At 70.5% G+C, this 18,988-nt stretch carries 19 protein-coding genes and 1 pseudogene; 18 read left to right on the forward strand and 2 right to left on the reverse strand.

The features are described 5' to 3' along the window. Window positions 1-104: 104 nt before the first annotated feature. The 10 genes from sctQ to WT60_RS33940 all read left to right on the forward strand — a co-directional run bounded on the left by sctQ (window position 105) and on the right by WT60_RS33940 (window position 7,821). Entirely contained in the window at window positions 105-1,373 is a 1,269-nt protein-coding gene (gene sctQ / locus WT60_RS24195) for a type III secretion system cytoplasmic ring protein SctQ (RefSeq protein WP_059647548.1), read from the forward strand. After that, window positions 1,360-2,010, forward strand: a complete 651-nt coding sequence (gene sctR / locus WT60_RS24200) for a type III secretion system export apparatus subunit SctR (RefSeq protein WP_038743706.1) — start codon at window positions 1,360-1,362, stop codon at window positions 2,008-2,010. Before sctQ ends, sctR begins: the two co-directional genes overlap by 14 nt. Window positions 2,011-2,064: 54 nt before the next feature. Further along, entirely contained in the window at window positions 2,065-2,328 is a 264-nt protein-coding gene (gene sctS, locus WT60_RS24205) for a type III secretion system export apparatus subunit SctS (protein WP_038743708.1), read from the forward strand. Continuing rightward, window positions 2,325-3,251: a hypothetical protein gene (locus tag WT60_RS24210; RefSeq protein ID WP_059670478.1), complete on the forward strand. Its 927-nt coding sequence runs from the start codon at window positions 2,325-2,327 to the stop codon at window positions 3,249-3,251. The genes sctS and WT60_RS24210 overlap by 4 nt, the downstream gene beginning before the upstream one ends. Window positions 3,252-3,437: 186 nt before the next feature. After that, on the forward strand, window positions 3,438-4,436 hold the full coding sequence (hrpD5, locus tag WT60_RS24220) for an HrpD5 family protein (RefSeq protein WP_038743710.1): 999 nt from the start codon (window positions 3,438-3,440) through the stop codon (window positions 4,434-4,436). A gap of 27 nt (window positions 4,437-4,463) precedes the next feature. After that, complete coding sequence (locus WT60_RS24225) at window positions 4,464-4,715, forward strand: hypothetical protein (RefSeq protein WP_059670480.1); 252 nt, start codon at window positions 4,464-4,466, stop codon at window positions 4,713-4,715. Window positions 4,716-4,891: 176 nt separating this feature from the next. Further along, window positions 4,892-5,083: a hypothetical protein gene (locus WT60_RS24230; protein WP_038743714.1), complete on the forward strand. Its 192-nt coding sequence runs from the start codon at window positions 4,892-4,894 to the stop codon at window positions 5,081-5,083. A gap of 90 nt (window positions 5,084-5,173) precedes the next feature. Then, a complete protein-coding gene (locus tag WT60_RS24235; RefSeq protein ID WP_038743717.1) occupies window positions 5,174-5,629 on the forward strand; it encodes a CesT family type III secretion system chaperone in 456 nt (151 codons plus the stop codon). Window positions 5,630-5,941: 312 nt separating this feature from the next. After that, entirely contained in the window at window positions 5,942-7,378 is a 1,437-nt protein-coding gene (locus WT60_RS24245; RefSeq protein WP_059576104.1) for a helix-turn-helix transcriptional regulator, read from the forward strand. A 161-nt stretch (window positions 7,379-7,539) separates the two neighbouring features. After that, a complete protein-coding gene (locus WT60_RS33940; protein WP_145986866.1) occupies window positions 7,540-7,821 on the forward strand; it encodes a hypothetical protein in 282 nt (93 codons plus the stop codon). A 372-nt stretch (window positions 7,822-8,193) separates the two neighbouring features. Here WT60_RS33940 and WT60_RS24255 read toward each other — a convergent pair whose 3' ends face one another. Beyond that, a complete protein-coding gene (locus WT60_RS24255; RefSeq protein WP_038743725.1) occupies window positions 8,194-8,682 on the reverse strand; it encodes an HrpB1 family type III secretion system apparatus protein in 489 nt (162 codons plus the stop codon). A 290-nt stretch (window positions 8,683-8,972) separates the two neighbouring features. Between WT60_RS24255 and WT60_RS24260 the strand changes: the two genes are divergently transcribed. From WT60_RS24260 to WT60_RS35335, 4 genes are all read left to right on the forward strand, one after another. Beyond that, window positions 8,973-9,515 (forward strand): hypothetical protein, encoded by a 543-nt coding sequence (locus tag WT60_RS24260; protein ID WP_226377283.1) that lies wholly within the window; start codon window positions 8,973-8,975, stop codon window positions 9,513-9,515. Between the two features lie 169 nt (window positions 9,516-9,684). Next, window positions 9,685-10,725, forward strand: coding sequence for a HAMP domain-containing sensor histidine kinase (locus WT60_RS24265; RefSeq protein WP_060356758.1), 1,041 nt, complete (start codon window positions 9,685-9,687; stop codon window positions 10,723-10,725). Between the two features lie 51 nt (window positions 10,726-10,776). Then, the gene (locus tag WT60_RS24270; RefSeq protein WP_038743729.1) at window positions 10,777-11,526 is read left to right on the forward strand and encodes a response regulator transcription factor; all 750 of its coding nucleotides are present in this window, start codon (window positions 10,777-10,779) and stop codon (window positions 11,524-11,526) included. After that, window positions 11,523-13,679: a secretion protein gene (locus tag WT60_RS35335; RefSeq protein ID WP_060356742.1), complete on the forward strand. Its 2,157-nt coding sequence runs from the start codon at window positions 11,523-11,525 to the stop codon at window positions 13,677-13,679. The genes WT60_RS24270 and WT60_RS35335 overlap by 4 nt, the downstream gene beginning before the upstream one ends. A 172-nt stretch (window positions 13,680-13,851) precedes the next feature. On the opposite strand, the gene WT60_RS24285 is transcribed toward WT60_RS35335, so the two are convergent. Then, window positions 13,852-14,958, reverse strand: coding sequence for an ATPase, T2SS/T4P/T4SS family (locus tag WT60_RS24285; RefSeq protein ID WP_038743733.1), 1,107 nt, complete (start codon window positions 14,956-14,958; stop codon window positions 13,852-13,854). Between the two features lie 33 nt (window positions 14,959-14,991). Between WT60_RS24285 and WT60_RS35745 the strand changes: the two are divergent. From WT60_RS35745 to pilO2, 4 genes and pseudogenes are all read left to right on the forward strand, one after another. Next, a pseudogene (locus WT60_RS35745) lies at window positions 14,992-15,087 on the forward strand (helicase). A 182-nt stretch (window positions 15,088-15,269) separates the two neighbouring features. Next, window positions 15,270-15,926, forward strand: a complete 657-nt coding sequence (locus WT60_RS24295; RefSeq protein ID WP_060356743.1) for a toxin co-regulated pilus biosynthesis Q family protein — start codon at window positions 15,270-15,272, stop codon at window positions 15,924-15,926. Next, window positions 15,926-17,674, forward strand: a complete 1,749-nt coding sequence (locus tag WT60_RS24300) for a PilN family type IVB pilus formation outer membrane protein (RefSeq protein WP_038743738.1) — start codon at window positions 15,926-15,928, stop codon at window positions 17,672-17,674. Before WT60_RS24295 ends, WT60_RS24300 begins: the two co-directional genes overlap by 1 nt. An 11-nt stretch (window positions 17,675-17,685) precedes the next feature. Then, complete coding sequence (pilO2, locus tag WT60_RS24305; RefSeq protein WP_059647611.1) at window positions 17,686-18,975, forward strand: type 4b pilus protein PilO2; 1,290 nt, start codon at window positions 17,686-17,688, stop codon at window positions 18,973-18,975. Window positions 18,976-18,988 lie beyond the last annotated feature (13 nt).

Genomic DNA, 18,988 nt, shown 5'->3' on the forward strand with positions numbered 1-18,988 from the left:
GAACCCGTAAGCGAATCCGCAGGCGAACCCGCAAGCGAACCCGCAAGCAAACCCGCAAGCAAACCCGTAAGCAAACCCGTAAGCAAACCCGACTATCCGCGACGATGGATACCGAGCCGATCGAACTGGAACCCGACACCGCCGCGCCGCCCGGCATCGACGCCGCGCTGCCGCTGCCCGCGTGCAGCGCGTTCGACGCGGCGCTCGCGCGCCTGATCGCCGACGCGCGGCTCGCCGCGTGGCTCGCGCGCTTTCCGACGTTGTCCGGCTGGCGCGCGGCGACGCACGAGCGGCCGCGCTTCGAGCGCCCCGGCGTGCTCGATCTGCGATTGAACGGCGCGAGCGCGCGCGTCGCGATCGACCTCGCGGCGTTTCCGGCGCTCGACGTCGTCGCGGCGCCTGCGCTGGATGCGCGCGGCGACGACGCGAGCCTGTCGCTGCGCACCGCGCTCGCGTCGACGCTGCTCGCGCCGCTCGTCGCCGCGTTCGCGGCGGCGGGGCTCGCCGGCGTGACGATCGGCGGGCTGCGCGCCGCGCCTGCGGCGGCGCTCGACGCGACGCGCTGCGTGTTGACGTTCGCGCTCGACGGCATGCCGATGCGCTGCGCGCTGCTCGATGCGCAGACGCCGTGGCTCGACGCGCTCGCGGCGCGGCTGCCACGCGAGCGGCCGCGCGGCGCGGCGACGGGCGCGCTCGCGCGCGTGCGTCTGCCCGGCCGTGTGCGGCTCGGCTCGCGCGCGCTGCCGCTCGCGGTGCTGCGTAGCCTGCGGCCGGGCGACGTGCTGCTGGACATGGTGCCGTCCGCGCTCGGCGGCGCGCGCTCGGGCCCGCTGCACGCGTGGTGGGGTGCGCGCGGCGCGACGCAATGGCACGCAACCGTTCTGATCGAGGGAACCACGATGACGATGACCGAAACGCCCGACACCGCCGACGATCTCGACGAGCCGATCGTCGCGGGCGACTTGGCGGCGGATTCGCCGGCAGATTTTCCGGCCGATTCACAAGCCGCTTTACCGGCGGTTTCTCCGGCCACTTCAGCAGCCGCTTCACCAACCGCTTCGCTGACCGCTGCGCCACCCACTTCGCCACCCGCATCGCCGGGCGAAGACGCGCCGCCCGCCGCGCCCGAGGCGGCCGCCCTCGGCGACGTCGCTCTGCCCGTGCACGTCGAGATCGACACGCTGTCGCTGTCGATCGCCGAGCTGGCCGCGCTGCGCCCGGGCTACGTGCTCGAGCTGCCGCTCGCCGCGCGCGACGTGCCGGTGCGGCTCGTCGCGTACGGCCAGGCGATCGGCGGCGGCAGGCTCGTCGCGGTGGGCGCGCATCTCGGCGTGCGGATCGACCGGATGGCGGGCGACGATGGTTCAGTTTAACGACATCACCGGCCTCCTGATCGCCGTGCTCGTGATGAGCATGGTGCCGTTCATCGCGATGGTGGTCACGTCGTACGCGAAAGTCGTCGTCGTGCTCGGGCTGTTGCGCAACGCGCTCGGCGTGCAGCAGGTGCCGCCGAACATGGTGCTCAACGGCATCGCGATCCTCGTGTCGCTGTACATCATGGCGCCGATCGGATTCGCCGCGCAGCAGCAGCTGCAGGGGCAGGCGCTGTCGCCGCAGCCGACGCAGGCGATGCTGCAGGCGTTCGGCGCGGCGAAGGAGCCGTTCCGCCAGTTCCTCGCCGCGCACTCGCGCGAGCGCGAGAAGCGCTTCTTCCTGCGCTCCGCGTCGGTGGTCTGGCCGAAGGCCGCGGCCGCGCAGCTGCGCGCAGACGATCTGATCGTGCTCGCGCCCGCGTTCACGCTCGCGCAGATGACCGACGCGTTTCGCATCGGCTTCATCCTGTATATCGCGTTCATCATCGTCGATCTCGTGATCGCGAACGTGCTGATGTCGATGGGGATGAACCAGGTGCAGCCGACCAACGTCGCGATCCCGTTCAAGCTGATGCTGTTCGTCGTGATGGACGGCTGGTCGACGCTCGTGCACGGCCTCGTGCTGACCTATTCCTGATTCACGCTTACCGCTTACCGCTTACCGCTTACCGATTCCGAGGAGATTCGCCCGATGGAAATCGACGACCTGATCCGGCTCACGTCGCAAGGCATGATGCTGTGTCTCTACATCTCGCTGCCCGTCGTGCTCGTCGCGGCCGCATCCGGCCTCGCGATCTCGTTCCTGCAGGCGATCACGTCGCTGCAGGAGCAGAGCATCTCGTACGGCGTGAAGCTCGTCGCGGTGACGGTGACGGTTGCGATCGCCGGGCCGTGGGCGGCCGCCGAGATCCTGCATTTCGCGCAGCAGCTCTTGTCCGCGGCGGTGCCGTCATGAGCCGCATCACGCGCGCGATCGCGCAAGCACTCCACGCGGCGAAGCCCGATCCGAGGCGGCGCCGGCCGGCGCGCGCGCGCGTCGCGACGACCTACGGCAAGTACGGCACGCGCTTTACGTATTCGAACGGCTATCAGGCGAGCGTGATAGCCGCGCGCAGCCAGATGCTCGCGAAGCTGAAGCCGCGCGCGCGGGCGGCGGCGGCGGGTTCGCGCGGGCGTCGCCGCGCCGATAGCCGGTCGGAAGCGTTCGACGGCGGCGACGAATCGTCGGTGCCGCATGCGCACGTCGCGCCGCATGACGAGCGCGACCGGCAGTCGGGCGGCCGGGGCGGCGGAGGGCAGCAGCGCGAGCAGGAGGAGCGCGACGGCGAATCGGCGAGCGTCCTTGCGCTGCCGCGCGTGCGCGCGGCGCGCACGCGGCCGGCGCTCGCGCCCGCGCAGCGTGCGCTCGCCGACCTCGCGCGCACGCCGGCAGGTGCCGCCGAGCGCGAGCAGGCGCTGCGGCATCTGTGGGCCGATACGTTGCTTCAGCTCGGCCGGCGTGTCGACGCGGAGCCGGGCGCGCGCATCACGGCGGCGCTGCTGAGTCACAGCGCGGACCTGCTCGCCGCCCGCCTGCGCACCGGGCCGTGGACGCCGATCGGCTGGAGCGGGGTGAAGCAGCTGCTGCTCGACGCGACGCGAAGCGTGCGCGCCGCGCCGCGCGATGCGGCGGCCGAGCGCGGCGACCGCGCGAGCACGCACTACCTGCTGCTGCCGCTGATGGTGTTCAACGCGGAGCGGCCGTCGACGAATGCGCAGCTCGCTCGCGCGATCGCGAGCGTGCAGACGCTGCGCGGCGGCGTATCCGCGATTGAGCGGGTTGCACAGCGGGCGACACAGCGGGCCGCACAGCGTGGCGCGCCGCGGCCGCGATCGTGAGCGTCGCGGCGCGGGCGGCGCTTCGCAAACGCGGCGGCGAATTCGCGCGACGCACGAACCGCGGCACCGCATCGAACTATTCTGGCTACATCGACGAACGACGCGGCGCGATCGAAGCGACGCACGGATCGCGATCGATTCGATCGATGCCAATGAAACGCACGATGCAAGGACAAGGAGCAACCGATGAAGCTGCTGCGGATCTTGACCGGTTTGCACGCCGGCGCGGAAATCGCGCTCGACGCCGGCGAGCACCGGATCGGCGCGGGCGAGGACGCGGAGATTCGCATCACCGACTGGCGCGACGGCGATCTGTTGCTGTCGATCGACGCGCGCGGCGCAACGCGCGCGCGGCGGGCGGCGAGCGCGCCGCCGGAGACGGCCGCCGATCCGTTCGACGCCGACGGCTCGCCGCTCCTGATGCTCGACTTCGTGCCGGTGCCGTTCGGCGAGACGGCGCTCTGCGTTGGGCCCGCGGGCGGCGAGTGGCCGAGCGATCTCGACCTGCTCGCGACATTGTGGGCGCCGCCGCCCGGCGCCGACGCGGCAAGGCGCGGCGCGCAGCGCAAGCTCGCGGCGTGCGCGGCGGCGGGCGGCGCGCTCGTCGCCGGCCTTCTCGCGATGGGCGCGATGCTCGCGAGCGCGCATCCGGGCGCGCCGCCCGCGGTCGAGACGGCGGATGCGCTCGCGACGCGCATCGGCGGTGAGCTCGGGCGCGCGGGCTACACGGAGCTGCACGCGGCGCCGCGCGGCGCGATGGTCGCCGTCAGCGGGATGGTCGCGACGCCCGCCGACGACCTTGCCGCACGCAAGCTGCTCGACCGGCTCGCCGTGCATCGCGTCGAGCGCCGGTACGACGTCGCGCAGGACGATGCGCAGAGCATCGGCGAATCGCTCGGCGTGCCGGGCGCGACGGTCGCCTACGCGGGGCAGGGGCGCTTTCTCGTGTCGGGCGTCGTGCCGAACGTCGCGCAACTGCGCGCGGCGGTCGACCGGGTGCGCGCGGACGTCGGGCCGAACGTGCGCGCGATCGAAATCGACGCGCGGCAGTCGGGCGACGCGCCCGTGCCCGTCGCGTACTCGGGGATGCTCGAGATCGGCGACGTGCGCTACATCGAGACGCCGGACGGCGTGAAGCACGTGTTTGCGGGCGCGCCGGCCGACGGCGCGCCGAACCTCAACTGACAGGCCTCAACCAACGGGAGAAGCGGCATGTACGAAGCATTGGAACGGGCAGCGGACGATTGCGGACCGCTCGAGCAGGCGCTCGCCGCGCCCGACGCGGCCGCGCGCATCGGCGCGCTGCGCCGGGCGCTCGGCGAGACGGCCGAGCGCGTGAGCGCGGCCACCGCGCAAGCCGCGAGCGAGTTCGATCGCGATGCGATGCAGAAGATTTATCGCGGCTTGCTCGCGGCGCAGCGGATCGTCGCGACGCTGCACGAGGCGAACGCGGCGGCCGCGTAGCGGCCACGGTTTCGCCGCGCGGCGTGCGGCGGCAAGCGATGCGGCGCGAGCCGCGTCCGGCGCCGCCTCACGCTGCGCGGCAAAAAAGCGGCGGGCCGAGCGATGTGCAATAAGGATCGGCTGCGCCGGATTTCTGTCGATGCGTGTACGCACGCACTATCTATGGAGTGTTGACCATGAGCATCATTAATACGGCGTTGCAAGCGGGCGGAGCCCTGTTTAGTGCAGGCAACAGCACCGATGCGGGCATTGCGGCGATGAACAAGATGGCCGAGAACCAAATGAAGATGACGATCGCGCAATCGGAGATGGAGGTGAAGAAGGCCGCCGTGGGCCTGATTCAAAAAGGCGCGGAGAAGATTCAGTAAGTTCGCCGCCGCACGACGCGTGTTGGACAGCCGGCGCTGCGTGCGCCGGCTGTTTTTTTGCGGCGTGCCGGATGCCGGAATGGAGCAGCCATGAGCCAGGAACACTACGAGGGAATCATCGCCGAGGTTTGCGCGATCGTCGATTTGCCGGATGTCGACCATGTGCTCGAAACGCGCTCGATCGAAGTCGAGGGTTTCGACGTGCGGCTCGAATATTTCGAAGACGATCCGGAATCGATGTACGTGAACTTTCATTACGGGATCGTCAGCGCGGGGCGCACGCTCGCGGTGTACCGGCTGCTGCTCGAGGCGAACCTGCTGATCTATGCGCAGGACCAGGCGCAGCTCGGAATCGACGCGGACACGGGCGGCATCGTGCTGCTGATGCGGCTGCCGCTCACGCCGGACGTGACGGGCGAGACGCTCGCCGATCTGTTCGCGCACTACGCGGAGCACGGCCGCTACTGGCGGCAGAACATCATCGAGTCGGGCGACGAGATGTTCGGCGGGATCGCGTCCGGCGAATATTTCTGGCTGCGGGTGTAGCGGGGCGCGGCGCCGGGCGGCAAGCGCGGTAATCGCAGCTATTCCGGCAATTCCGACGATCCCGGCGATCCCGGCGATCCGGGCGATCCGGGCGATCCGGGCGACCCGGGCGACCCCGGCAATCCGGGCAATCCGGCAATCCGGCAATCCGGGCAATCGTAACGGAACGTCACAAACTGCTGCGCGGATTCGGCCCGGACGAGACGATAGCGGCACGCATCCACGCGCTGCGCCCCGCGACGAGCGGCGGCGCGGCGCGCGGATCGAGCCTGACATCTTCGTATTCGAAACCGCCTGCCGGGAGGACCCGCCATGTTTTCCACACTCCATTTCGCCGCCGCCGCCGCGCTCGCCAATCCTTCGTCCAACGGCGCGTATGCGGCGCGCGTGCTCGACGGCCGCTTCGCCGAAGCGGCCGCGTTCGTCGCCGCGCGCTGCGACGCCGAGCCGGGCGGCCTCGCCGTCGACGTGCGCGACGTCCACGCGTATGCGGACATCCAGCTCGTGCTTGGCCGCTTCGAGGAAGCCGAGGACACGTTCCGCCGCGCGCAGAAGCTGCTGCGCGAATCGCGCGACCAGACGCGCGTGATGACCTGCCGCAACGCGAGCTGGCAGGCGTTTTTCCAGAACCGCTTCGGCATCGCGCAGGCGGGCTTCCAGCGGATCGCGGACGATCGCGCGGCGAGCGTCGAGCAGAAGCTCGAGAGCCTCGTCGGCACGTGCGTCGTCATGCATCATCTCGGCCGCGCCGAGGACGCGATGGCGACGCTCGACGTGCTCGACGCGGCCGCCCGCGACGCCGATCCGCGCTGGCTTCAGCTCGCGGGCGCGCTGCGCGCGGATTTGTTGCTGCAATACCAGATCGGCCGCGCCGACGCGCTCGGCGATCACGTCTACTGGCGCTCGACGCTCGCCGATCTGCCGCCGTCCGCGTTCGCGCAGGCGGGCGCGTCGGCGGCAGCCGACGCCGCGCCGCCGCTGCTGCGGAGGCGCGTCGACTACATGCGGCAGGCGCGCGCGCTCGCGGCCGGCGACCACGCGGCGCTCGCGCGCATCGACGCGCACGTGAGCTGGTGCGCGAAGGCGGGCCTCGCCGACTATCAGCGCAGCGTGCGCCTCGAAGTCGCGCTCGCCGCGCTCGCCGGCCACGCGCCGAACGTCGCCGACGCGATGATCGCGCCGTATCGCGACGCGGCCGGGCGCTGCGGGTCGCACGTGCGCTGGACGCTCGATTATCTGTACTGCGCGGCGAAGGTGCGCGAGCAGCAGGGGCGGATTCGCGAATCGTCGTCGCTGTACGCGCGCTATGCGCTCGCGTCCGTTCGGCACGTGCGCTCCGACGGCGCGGCGCTCGCCCCGGCGCTCGCGATCGCACGCTGCGGCACGCACGCGGCCGCACCGAGCGACGACGTCAGCGCGCGGCTGCCCGGCAAGTACCGGCGCGCGTATCGCTATCTGATGGAGCGGCTCGACCAGCGCGACCTGTCGGTGCGGGAGATCGCCGCGCACATCGACGTGACCGAGCGCGCATTGCAGGCGGCGTTCAAGACGTATCTCGGGCTGTCGCCGAGCGAGCTGATCAGGCGGCAGCGGATGGAGCGGATTCGCGGCGAGCTGCTGTCCGACGCGCCGCGCGCCGCGAGCGTGCTCGAGATCGCAAGCCGCTGGGGCATCCGGCATCGGTCGACGCTCGTGAACGGCTATCGGCGGATGTTCGACGAGGCGCCGTCGCAGACGATCGATCGGTGAAGTCGCGCGGCGGGCGGCGGCGCTCGCCGCGTCGCGCCGGCCGATCGTCGTGCATGGGGCGGGCCTGCGCAGCGAGCGAGGCCGATGGGGCCGGGGCGCTGGTCGTGTGGCGTCCATCGGCCGTTTCTCCGTGCGGGAAGTCTGGCGCGACGGCCGGTGCGATGCCGCCGGCGATGCCGCGCGCGCAACGCGTTCGCCGCGCGCGCGCCGCCCTCGACGGGCCGGGCCGCGTCACGCATGCCGCGGACGGGCTTCGTTTGCGCGGGCGTCGTGCGAAGCCGGATGCGATGTCTTCCTGCGCTATGCGTGCTTTCCGTGCTTTCCGTGCTTTCCGCGACATCCGCGAAATCCGCGAAATCCGCGAAATCCGCGAAATCCGCGAAATCCGCATTTGCGCGGATGTTTGCGCCGCGTGCCGATCACCGACGTTTGCTTCGGCTTAACGCGCGTTGCGGATTTCGGGCGAACCCGCTTGTTTCGACATGTTCGATCATGGGCGCGGAAGTCGCGGCCGAGCGACGAATTCGTGACGGCGATCGTCGCGTGCACTCGCGAAAATCGCATTCGAGTGCGCGATGCGCGTCGATCGCGGACGCGAGGCTTGCCATGATGCGCGTTGCCGATTTCGAGCGATCTCGTTTGCTGCGGCGTATGGGAAATCTGTCGCGAACCGCGAACCTCGAACCTCGAACCTCGAACCGCGAACCGCGAACCGCGAACCGCGAACCGCAAACTGCAAACTGCAAACTGCAAGCCGAAACAGGCAAACGAGAAGCGTAGAACGAAAAACGCAGAACAACGAACCCAACCGCCCGTCACCCCATCCCGCTCGCATGCACGTGCCGCGCCCATTGATACCGATCGAGCCGCAGCAACTGCGAGACGCGCGCGGCGACATCGTCGTCGTGTTCGCCCCGGTCGCTCGCCGCGAGCTCGTTCACCTTCAGGAATCGCCCGACGAGCGCCGTCGACGCCCGATCCCCCGACAGCAGCACGGTCTGCGCATAGCGCCGCCAGTCGTCGTCCCGCAGCGCGAACAGGCACCAGCTCTGCAACGCCGAGCACAGCGGCGTGCCGCGTTCCTGCTCCTCGAGCGTGCGCAGGATGTGCAGCGCGCCGATCCAGTCGCGCCGGCTGATCCGCAGCCGCACGTCGCACAGGTCGACCGCGGCGTTCCGCGGCTGCAACGCGCGCAGCGCAAGCAGCAGTTCGTCGAGGTCCGCGTGCGCGTTCGCGCGCAGCCCGGCCGAGAAGGCCGAGAGCAGCGCGCGCAACGCGGCCTTGTTGCACGGTTTGATCGCCATGTCGGTGGGATGCGTCGAGTAGAGATGACCCGGCGACGATGATCGCCGTTGCGCGCGAACGAGCGGGCGGTGCGCGCGAAGCGCCGTCGCGCGCGGCGAACCGCGCCGTGTCGCGCGGCGGCGGCGCGCGGCGCGCGACCCGTCGTTTCGTCCGCCGCGACGCCGCTTCGCCCGCTTCGCGGCGCATGAGGGCGCGCCGCCTAAGCTTGTCGACGAACCGCGGGCGCAGCAAGGCCGCGCGCGTTCTTTTCCCTTTCCCTCAGTCGATTCACATTCATAGCGAGACGATCATGAGCGTTAACGGCATTTCGTTGCAGACTCTCCATCCGTCGCAGTTCCACACTTCGTCGACTTCGCCGAGCAGCCGCGATCGGAAGATCGAGGAACTGCTCCACGAAATCGAGGAACTGCTGATGCAGGGCGATTCGGGCGGCGGCGACGACACGAACATCGGCGGCGATTCGAACGACGACACGCCGGCCGGCAACAACGGCCCGACGAACCACGCGACGCCACCGGCGGGCGGCAAGCCCGGCGAGGACCTGCGCGACGTGAAGCTGAACACGAAGGCGGGCGGCGAGGCGTTGCACCTGAAGATGGACTCGCAGGGCAACCTGTACAACGGCAGCAATAATTCGGTCGGCGTCGTCGACAAGGACGGCAATGTGAAGCTGAACGCCGGCGCGACGAAGGAGCTGGAGCGTCTCGAGTCGGGCGGCAATCCGTTCGTGAACGCGCATGTGGGCAAGCGCGGCGCGGGCGGCAACATGGAGTTCACGCCGGACGAAGTGACGGTGAGCGCGGGCGACCTCAAGCAGAAGGCCGACTTCTGAGCGCGCGGGCGGCGCGGCGCGGCGGCACTGGACAAGCGCTTTCGAATCGGTACACACTGCGCGCTCGCGCCGCCGCGTCGCGGCCCGTCCAAACATTCGCGGAACCGAACGTCCGCCGGAGTCGAACTTGAGCGCGCCGCACGGGGCCGATGCCCGAATCTTCCAGATGATGCAGGACCGGCAGGCGTGGGGCACGCTCGCGCTCGACCGCGACGGCGCGATCGTCGCGGCCACCGCGCGCGCGCGCGCGCTGTTCGGCCGCGCGCTGCCCGCCGGATTGCCGCTGCGCGCGGTGCTCGGCGACGCGGCGGGCGCGGACGCCGCCGCGCTCTTCGAGGCGCTCGCACAAGGACTCGAATTCGAGACCGACGACGCGATCCTGTGGCTCACGCTGCAACCGGTCGAGCGCGATCCGGCGATCGCGGCGACGGTCACGGTCGCCGACGTCACGCCGCTGCGCCGCGCGCTCGACGAGCGCGTCGCGTCGCTGCGTTTTCTCGCGCACGACCTGCGTTCGCCGCAGAATTCGATCCTCGCGCTGACCCAGCTGCACGACGCCGATCCCGACGCGTTCGCCGCGTGCGGCGGCCTCGAACGGATCGCGCAGCTCGCGCGGCATGCGCTGCTGCTCGGTCAGGACTATCTTGTCGCGTCGGCGGCGGACGATTTGCGGCAACGCCATTTCGTGCGCTTCGATCTGCGCGGGATGCTGCGCGAGCTCGTGCCGAAGCTCGAAGTGGCGGCCGTCTATCGCGGCGTCGCGTTGCAGCTCTGGCTCGACGACGCCGCGCCGCTGTGGTTGCGCGGCGCGCGCGTATTTGTTGCCCGCGCGCTGCAGAATCTGATCGACAATGCGGTGCAGGCGTCGCGGCAGGGCGCGCGCGTCGAGATCCGGCTGCACGTGCGCGACGCGCACGCGGAAGTGACGATCCGCGATTGGGCGGGCGGCCTGCCGGGCCTCGCGCCGGACGCTCGGATGACGGATTTCGCGCCGCTCGCGAAGCGCGGCTCGATGGGCTTCGGCCTCGGCCTGCAGCTCGCCGCGCAGGTGGTCGCCGCGCATGCGGGCACGCTGCACGCGGAATCGAATCGGGGCGCGGGCACGTCGTTCGTGATGCGCCTGCCGACGCTCGCGCCGGCGCTCGGCGCGGCGCCCGTCGTGCCCGAGGGCATCGCGCGCTGGCGCGCGAGCGTCGCGCCGGACGGCTGAGCGGCGGCGCGCGTTTTCTCGTTTTTTCGCTTGACGACCCATAATTTCGCGATGTCCGAACCGAACATGCAGCGCACCGTGCAGCAGCCCAAGCAGATCGTCGTCGTCGAGGACGATCCGGTGCAGCGCACGCTGCTCGTCACGTGGCTCAAGGCCGAGGGCTACCGCGTCGAGGCGTTCGAGGACGGGCTCGCCGCGCGGCGCTTTCTCGGCGACAGCTGGGCCGATCTGCTGCTTCTCGACTGGGATCTTCCCGGGATGACGGGCGAGCGGCTGCTCGCATGGGTGCGCGGCCGCGCGCGCTCGATCGTGCCGGTGATCTTCCAGACCGTGCATTCGGACGAAGAGGACATCGTCAAGATTCTCGACGCCGGCGCGGACGACTTCCTCGTCAAGCCGCTCGAAAAGCAGACGCTGCTCGCGCGCGTGCGCGCGCTGCTGCGGCGCTTCGCGGCGCTGTCGGCCGATAGCGCTCGCATGCCGCTCGGCCGCTACGTGCTGTCGCGCGCGACGCTGACGGTGTCCGACGGCGGCGCGTCGCACGCGTTCAGCGCGAAGGAATTCGACATTCTCTGGCATCTGGCCGAGCATCCGGGCGCGGTCGTGCAGCGGCAGGACCTGCTGCGGCTCGTGTGGGGCGCGGACGCGTGCGCGCAAACCCGCTCGGTCGACATGTACGTGAGCCGGCTGCGCAGCCGGCTGAAGGCGGCGGGCATCGGCTGGACCGTGCACGCGGCGTATGCGACCGGCTATCGCCTCAACCTGGGCGCGGACGCGGAATCGACGGATCGCGCATCGTGACGCGGCGCGCGGCCGCATCGGCTGTCGCCGTGGCGCTCGCGCTCGCGGGCCATGCGCCGGCGCTGCGCGCGGTGCCGCTCGCGTGGCCGCTCGCGCGCTTCGACTATCGCGTCGGGGCGGTGAGCGCCGTCGACGCGTTGAGCGAGCTGAGCCGCCGTTCGGGTGTCGCAATCGACGTCGACGCGCGCACGCCGTGCCGGCTCGACGTGCGCGACGCGCTGCCCGCGCAGCGTTTCGTCGACTGGGTCGCGCGCACATGCGGGCTTGCGTGGTATTACGATGGCGCGGTGCTGCAACTCGTCGCGCCCGATGCGTTCGGGCGCGCGGCGGTGCGGCTCAATTACGCGACGCCCGCCGAGCTGCGCGCGACGCTCGCTCGGCAGCGGATCGTCGACGGGCGCTGGCGGCCCGCTTATGACGACGCGGCGCGGATCGTGCGGGCCGCCGGCCCGCCGCGCTACGTCGCGCTCGTGCTGGCCGCCGCGCGTGCGCTCGACGTGGCCGCGCAGGCGCGCGTGCGAACCGAGACGCGCGCGTTCCGGCTGCGCGCGCGCGCGGCGGCCGATCGCGACGTGCGCGTCGAGGTGGGCGATGGGGGCGACGCGTCGCTGCCGGGGCTCGCGACGCGGCTGCGCCGGCGGCTCGAAGCGGAGGGCGCGGCACCGCGCGCGGTGCCGGGCGTGCGCGAATTCACCGCGTCGCTGCCGATCGTCGGCGCGGACGCGCGCTCGAACACCGTGTTGATCCGCGACGTGCCCGCGCGCCTCGCGCACGACGCGCGGCTCGTCGCGCAGCTCGACACGCTGCCCGCGCCGATACGGATCGACGCGTTCGGCGCGACGCTCGCGCCCGCGCAGCTCGATGCGCTGGGGTTGCGGTGGCGCGACGACGTGCGGGCCTCCGCGGCATCGCGCGCGGCGGGCGATGCGCGCGATGCTTCGCGTTCGCCGGGGCGAGCGGAATCGTCGGGTGCGGCGGGTGCGGCGGATTCGCGTCGCGCATCCGCCGTAACCGGCATGTTCGGCATGTCCAGCGCGTCCGGCACATCTAGCACGTCCGGCATGTCCAGTACGTCCAGCACGTCCAGCACGTCCAGTACGTCCAGTACGTCCAGTACATCCAGCACATCCAGCACATCCAGCACATCCAGCACATCCAGCACATCCAGCACATCCAGCACATCCAGCACATCCAGCACGTCCAGCACATCCGGCGCGTCTCGCGCAACCGCCGCAGCCGCCGTAAATGGGACGCCGGCCGCATCCGGCGCGTCCAACGCCGCCGGCGCACCCGGATCGTCCAAACCCGCCAGCGCATCCGCGCCGCGCATCGCGATCGCGACGGACGGCTGCGCGCAGGCGCGTGTACGCGTCGCCGAACTCGCCGCGCGCGGTGCGGCATCGATCGACGTCGACGGCTCGACATTGACGCTTCCCGACGGCAACGCGGATTTCGGCCGTCTGCGGCAGGCGTTCGTCCCGTCGAATGACGGCGACGTGCGAACGCTCGACTCGCGGAGAAGCGGTTTCGCGATGCGCGTCACGCCGCGCGAGACCGCGCAGGCGGGCCGCTACGCGCTCGACATGCGGATCGTCGAGCGCCGCGAGGATGGCGGCGGCCGCTCGGCCGGCGCGCTTTCGCCGGGCGAAGCGACATCGGTCGATACGACGTCGGGCGAAGCAACGCTGGGCGAAGCCACGTCGAGCGTGACGCTCGCGGCAGGGGAGTGCGCGGCGGTGGCGCTGCCGCTTGCCTCCGGGCGCGGCGCGCGGCGGCTCGTGCTGGTGACGCCGCGCGTGATGACGACGGATTCGGCGCTCGTGTCGCGGCCGGCGTCGTCGGGCGCGCCGGCATCGGCGCGAGACGCGCCGGCCATGGCACACGTGAGCGCACCTGCACCCGCACGCGCAACGGCACCCGAAGCCGCAATCGAAGCCGCACCCGCACCTGCATCCGCAACCACAGCCACAGCCACAGCCACAGCCACAGCCACAGCCACAGCCACAGCCACAGCCAAGGCGGCGCTCGCCGCCACGAAGCCGTCGGCGCGGGCGCATCCGTCTTCACGCCCGCCCACGCCCACGCCGCTTTCGTCGCTGCCGGACGGCCTCGGCCTCGGCCTCAGGAGTCAGACGCGCCTGCTCGGCAATTGATGCAAATTCCGCACATTATCAAGCGACGATCGCGCACGATTCGGGCTCGCCGCCGCAATCGTCTTTTGAAATTAATACGACCAGTCGATTAACGCGGGATCGGGCTTGTTTATATGATTTTTTTTCGATTTTAGATCGGCATATAAAAATGCCGGATCGGATGCGCATGCATCTAACGATTAACAATGGACTGCATCATTTCATGCAGTTCGAGCCGATTGTAAGTTGCCCGTAACGCGTCTTTCGTCGTGATCCGGTTGCGCGCCGCGAGCGAGGCGAGATCGTCGTTCAGCGAGCGCGACATGTTGTCCTCCCGGCGCCGCAGGAATTCGTTGACGAGGTGCAGCTTCGCCGGGTCCGCGATCAGCTTGGCGACCTGGTTGTTGTTGTTGAACAGCAGCTCGCTCGCGAGCACGAGACTCTCGCCGTCCGCGCTCGGCACGAGGCTCTGGCAGACGATGCCGATCAGCGATTCGGCGAGCGCGACCGCGTGCCGGTCGCGCTCGCCTGCCGGAAAGAACGACAGCAGCTTGTTGAGCGCGCTGACCGCGCTGCCCGTGTGCATCGTCGCGAGCACGAGGTGCCCGGATTCGCCCGCCTGCAGCAGCGTGTCGGCCGTCTGCGCGTCGCGCACCTCGCCCACCATCACGACGTCCGGCTTCTGCCGCAGCGCCTCGCGCAGCCCGTGCGGAAAATTCGGCGTGTCGGTCGGCACTTCGCGCTGCGAGATGATCGACTGGCGGCGCTCCAGATAGTATTCGATCGGCTCCTCGATCGTGACGATATGCGTGTTGCGCGTCGCGTTGACGTGCTCGAGCAGCGACGCGATCGTCGTCGTCTTGCCCGAGCCCGTCGGGCCGGTGACGAGGATGATGCCCTTCGTGTTGTCGAGCATCGAGCGCACGTACACGGGCAGGCCGAGCTCCTCGAGCGGCAGCGGCGCGAGCGGCAGGCGGCGCATCGAGATCACGATCTTGCGGCCGCCGCCCGCGCGATACACGTGGCAGCGCAGCCGGCAGCGCGTGAGGACGAACGGGCGATCGAGCGTGCCCTGGCGCAGCGCGTTCTCCCAATGCTCGTCGATCGCGTCGAGCAGCGGCCGCATGTCGTCGAGGAGCACCGGTTCGTCGCTCGTCTCGATCCAGCCGCGCGGCGTCTTGATCGTGACGGGGCGGTCTTGCTCGATGTGGATGTCGGTGAACATCTGCTTCAGGTCGATCAGGCCGAGCACTTCGCCCGCGAGATCGCGCAGCGGGGCGGCGGCGGGATGCTGGTTCATCTTGGCGATTCGAATGAATGGAATGGGCGGCGCATTGCGCGCGGCGAGTGGGAAATTGAATGATCTATTGAATTTTGCATGCCAACTAGCTTTTGTCAAACTATTCGGGGTATATTTGCCGCGCAATAATCAATTCAATAATGCGACTGCGTGCGCAGACCTATTATGTAAAGCCGAGGTAATCCCGGGTCCGGAAAGCCATTTCCGGTCGCGAAGGCAGCCCGATGCGTCGGGCGCGGCATCCGGGATCGTCGAGCGGCAAAGCGCGGGGGCCAGCGGCGCACGACGGCAGTCGAGTAACGAGGAAAAACATGATGCACGGCGCTACGGTCGCCGCGGCCGCGTCCATCGCGATCGCGCTCTTTGCAACCGATTGCGCGGCGAGCGGTCCGCCCGCCGGCACCGATCCGGCATCGGGCGATGCATCCGCCGGGCGCTTCGATCACGCGCCGCTGACGGCGCAGCGAGCCGATGTCTTTCGCGCGCCGCCGCAGCCGGCGTCCGCCGTGTCCGCGCCGGGCGCGGACGCGTCGCCCGAGACGGCGGTGCCGGCCGCCGCGACCACGCCCGCGCTCGCGCCTGCGACCGCCGCGCAGCCCACGGCGCGCTCCGTCCCGGACGGGCATGTCCCGGACGGGCATGTCCCGAACGGGCATGTCCCGAACGGGCACGTCCCGAACGGGCACGTCCCAAACGGGCACGTCCTGAACGAGTATCTCTGGGACGTACGCACGTCCGACGGCACGATTCGCGGCGTCTTGTCGCGATGGGCGCGCACGGCGGGCTGGCAGCTCGTCTGGGATGCGCCCGTCGATTTCAGCATCGATGCGCAGGCGACGCTGCGCGGCTCGTTCGAGGATGCGCTGCAAGCGCTCGTCGCGAGTCTCGGCCGCACGTCGACGCCGATCCAGGCGATTCTCTATCAAGGCAATCACGTGTTGCGCGTCGTCGCGCAAGGAGCGGGCTGATGCGCGTCTATTTCGCCATTTCGTTTCTGGCCGCCGTGCTGCTCGCCGGCTGCACCGGGCTGCGCGGCGGCATCGAGCGGGACGCGCACCGCGATTCGAGCGCGTCGGACACACTCCTCAAGCGCGCGTCCGAAGGCGAAAACACCGTGCATGCGCTCGCGCCCGTCGTCGTCGACAACGGGCTATGGGTGTCGGCGGGCGCCGTCAAGCTGCGAAGCAGCGAACAGCTGCCCGCGCTCTTCGACGAGCCGGCTTCGTTCGATCGCTCGGTCTCTTCGTTATCCGAATTCGCCGAGCAGATCACGCGGCTCACGCAGGTGCCGACGCAGGTCGCCGCGAGCGCGCAGCAGGCGGCCGCGCGTTCGCAGCACGGTGGCGGCGCGGACGGCGCGGCGCGCGGCGCGAGCGTGTTTCTCAACGCGGCGGGCGAGCGCTCGATGCCGCCGCTGCCGCCCGGGATGCCGGGCGGCGCGTCGTCGGGCGTCGGCAAGGCGGGCGGCGGCGCGGGCGCGGACGGCGGCGGCACGTCGTTCGCGGCGGTGCGCATCCTGTACGCGGGCGGCACGCTGAGCGGCCTGCTCGACGCGGCGTGCGCGCGCTTCGGCGTGTTCTGGAAATTCGAGCAGGGGACGATCCGCTTCTTCTTCACCGATACGCGCACGTTCCAGGTCAACGCGATTCCCGGCGACTCGTCGCTGAACGCGTCGGTGGTGAGCGGGGCGACGAGCGACGGCGCGTCGGGCGGCTCGCAGGCGGGCGGCTCGGGCGGCGGCGCGAACGGCGCCGGCTCCGGCACGACGGGCCTCACCGCGAACAACACGGCGAACACCGCGGTGAATTCGCAGCTGTCGGTGTTCAACGGGCTGCAAAGCGCGATCCAGTCGATGCTTTCGCGCTACGGCAGCTCGGTTTCGTCGCCCGCGACCGGCTCGATCTCGGTGACCGACACGCCCGACGTGCTCGAGCGCGTCGCCGCGTTCATGGCGCAGCAGAACCGGTCGCTGTCGCGGCAGGTGCTGCTCAACGTGACCGTGCTCAGCGTGTCGCTGAATGCGGGCGACGCCTACGGCATCGACTGGTCCCTCGTCTACAAGACGGTGTCGGCGGGATTCGACATCGCCAATCCATTCAAGCCGGTGTCGCTCGCGCCGGCCGATCTGTCCGCGACGGTGCTCAGCCCGACGAGCCGCTTCAACGGCACGAAGCTGCTGATTCGCGCGCTGTCGCAGCAGGGCACGGTGCGGCGCAAGACGTCGGCGTCGGTCACGACGCTCAACAACCAGCCGGTGCCCGTGCAGGTCGCGACGCAGACGGGCTATCTCGCGTCGGTGTCGACGACGAACACCGCGAACGTCGGCTCGTCGACGGCGCTCACGCCGGGCACCGTGACGACCGGCTTCAACATGACGCTGCTGCCGCACGTGCTCGACGACGGCACCGTGATGCTGCAGTTCTCGACGAACATCTCGTCGCTGCTCGAGCTGAAGGAAGTGTCGAGCAGCGCGGGCCGCGACGCGACGCGCATCCAGACGCCCGACGTCGACATGCGCAACTTCCTGCAGCGCGTCGCGATGAAGTCCGGCGAGACGCTCGTCATCAGCGGCTACGAAGGCGCGAACGATTCGCTCGACGAGCGCGGCGTCGGCGTGCCGAAGATGATCGCGCTCGGCGGCGGCTACGAGGCGCAGCGCTCGCGCGAGGTGATCGTGATCCTGATCACGCCCGTCACGCAGCGCGGCGGCGCGTGACGGAGCCGGCGATGAGCGCGCAAGTGATTCAAATCGGCCGCCAGCGCTTCGTCGGCGGGCTGTTCTGGCAATCGCTGTCGAGGCGCAACGAGCTGCGCGCCGAAGCGGTCGAGCTCGCGAAGAAGCTGAAGTTCGACCTGATGGTGCTGCGGATCGATCGCGGCGTCGCGGCGGCCGGCTACGCGAACACGCGCGACGGCTTCGCGCCCGGGCATCTGTCGCTCGGCGCGATGGTGTCGCGCGCGATCGCGCTCGAAGGCGCGTTCTACAACGGGCGGCGCCAGCCCGCGCCGAACTGGCTCGGCGCGTTCGCGCTGCCCGACGGGCGCTGGGCGTATTTCGCGGTGCGCGACCACGCGTTCATGCCGAACGGCGACTGGGTCGGCAGCCGCGAGGAAGCGCTCGAGCGGCTGCATACCGATTACGCGTGGGGCGGCTGGAACGTCGTGATCGGCGAGCCGGAGCTCGAGAGGCAGGGCTTCCAGAATTTTCAGCCGAAGCGGCTCGACGAGCTGCTGCCGCGCCGCGGCGGCCGGCCGCGCACCGAGCGCTGGTGGGCGCTGCGGCCGGTCGAGCGGCGCTTGCCGCCGCGCACCGCGCTGATCGCGGCGGCCGCCGTGTGCGTCGCGGGCGGCGGCCTGCTCGCGTATTGGCATCATCGCGCGAAGGTCGAGGCCGAGGAGCGCGAGGCGGCGCTCGCGCGCGTGCGCGCGGAGCTCGCCGCGCGGCAGGCGAAGAGCGAGCCCGTCGCGCATCCGTGGGCGACGCTGCCCGATGCGATCGCGTTCTCACGCGCGTGCGCGACGCGTTTCGGGCGGCTCGCGCCGGGCGGCTGGCGGCTCGAGCGCTACGAATGCACGCCGGGCACAGCGCGCTACGCGTGGGCGCGCAACGGCTCGAACGTGCGCTACCTGCTCGCCGAGCAGCCCGCCGCCATCGTCGCCACCGACGGCGAGCGTGCGACGCTCGACGTGCCGCTCACCGCACCGACGGCGGACGACACGCCGCTCGTCGACGATTCGGCTGTCAGGACACAGCTTCTGTCGCGTCTCCAAATGCTGGATGCGGCCGCTAAACTGGACCGGCTGCTTCCCGATCGATCGTCGCACGCGCCGCTCGCGAATCTCGCGCAGCAGGCGGCCGCCGCGCCCGCGTGGCGCGCGTACCGGTTCAACGCGAGCCTGGGCGGCCTCGCGCCGCCCGAGTTCATGCGCGCGATCGACGTGCCGGGGTTGCGCGTGCAGCGCATCGCTTATCAGAACAATCAGTGGACTCTCGAAGGAGTGCTCTATGCGAAATAGTCGCGTCCGATCG

Source organism: Burkholderia sp. MSMB617WGS (assembly GCF_001532025.2).
GTDB lineage: Bacteria > Pseudomonadota > Gammaproteobacteria > Burkholderiales > Burkholderiaceae > Burkholderia > Burkholderia savannae.

Excerpts from the sequence above, each read along its gene's own strand:
- sctQ (WP_059647548.1), top strand. The coding sequence starts at position 105 with ATGGATACCGAGCCGATCGAACTGGAACCCGACACCGCCGCGCCGCCC.
- sctR (WP_038743706.1), top strand. The coding sequence starts at position 1,360 with ATGGTTCAGTTTAACGACATCACCGGCCTCCTGATCGCCGTGCTCGTG.
- sctS (WP_038743708.1), top strand. The coding sequence starts at position 2,065 with ATGGAAATCGACGACCTGATCCGGCTCACGTCGCAAGGCATGATGCTG.
- WT60_RS24210 (WP_059670478.1), top strand. The coding sequence starts at position 2,325 with ATGAGCCGCATCACGCGCGCGATCGCGCAAGCACTCCACGCGGCGAAG.
- hrpD5 (WP_038743710.1), top strand. The coding sequence starts at position 3,438 with ATGAAGCTGCTGCGGATCTTGACCGGTTTGCACGCCGGCGCGGAAATC.
- WT60_RS24225 (WP_059670480.1), top strand. The coding sequence starts at position 4,464 with ATGTACGAAGCATTGGAACGGGCAGCGGACGATTGCGGACCGCTCGAG.
- WT60_RS24230 (WP_038743714.1), top strand. The coding sequence starts at position 4,892 with ATGAGCATCATTAATACGGCGTTGCAAGCGGGCGGAGCCCTGTTTAGT.
- WT60_RS24235 (WP_038743717.1), top strand. The coding sequence starts at position 5,174 with ATGAGCCAGGAACACTACGAGGGAATCATCGCCGAGGTTTGCGCGATC.
- WT60_RS24245 (WP_059576104.1), top strand. The coding sequence starts at position 5,942 with ATGTTTTCCACACTCCATTTCGCCGCCGCCGCCGCGCTCGCCAATCCT.
- WT60_RS33940 (WP_145986866.1), top strand. The coding sequence starts at position 7,540 with ATGCCGCCGGCGATGCCGCGCGCGCAACGCGTTCGCCGCGCGCGCGCC.
- WT60_RS24255 (WP_038743725.1), bottom strand. The coding sequence starts at position 8,682 with ATGGCGATCAAACCGTGCAACAAGGCCGCGTTGCGCGCGCTGCTCTCG.
- WT60_RS24260 (WP_226377283.1), top strand. The coding sequence starts at position 8,973 with ATGAGCGTTAACGGCATTTCGTTGCAGACTCTCCATCCGTCGCAGTTC.
- WT60_RS24265 (WP_060356758.1), top strand. The coding sequence starts at position 9,685 with ATGCAGGACCGGCAGGCGTGGGGCACGCTCGCGCTCGACCGCGACGGC.
- WT60_RS24270 (WP_038743729.1), top strand. The coding sequence starts at position 10,777 with ATGTCCGAACCGAACATGCAGCGCACCGTGCAGCAGCCCAAGCAGATC.
- WT60_RS24285 (WP_038743733.1), bottom strand. The coding sequence starts at position 14,958 with ATGAACCAGCATCCCGCCGCCGCCCCGCTGCGCGATCTCGCGGGCGAA.
- WT60_RS24295 (WP_060356743.1), top strand. The coding sequence starts at position 15,270 with ATGATGCACGGCGCTACGGTCGCCGCGGCCGCGTCCATCGCGATCGCG.
- WT60_RS24300 (WP_038743738.1), top strand. The coding sequence starts at position 15,926 with ATGCGCGTCTATTTCGCCATTTCGTTTCTGGCCGCCGTGCTGCTCGCC.
- pilO2 (WP_059647611.1), top strand. The coding sequence starts at position 17,686 with ATGAGCGCGCAAGTGATTCAAATCGGCCGCCAGCGCTTCGTCGGCGGG.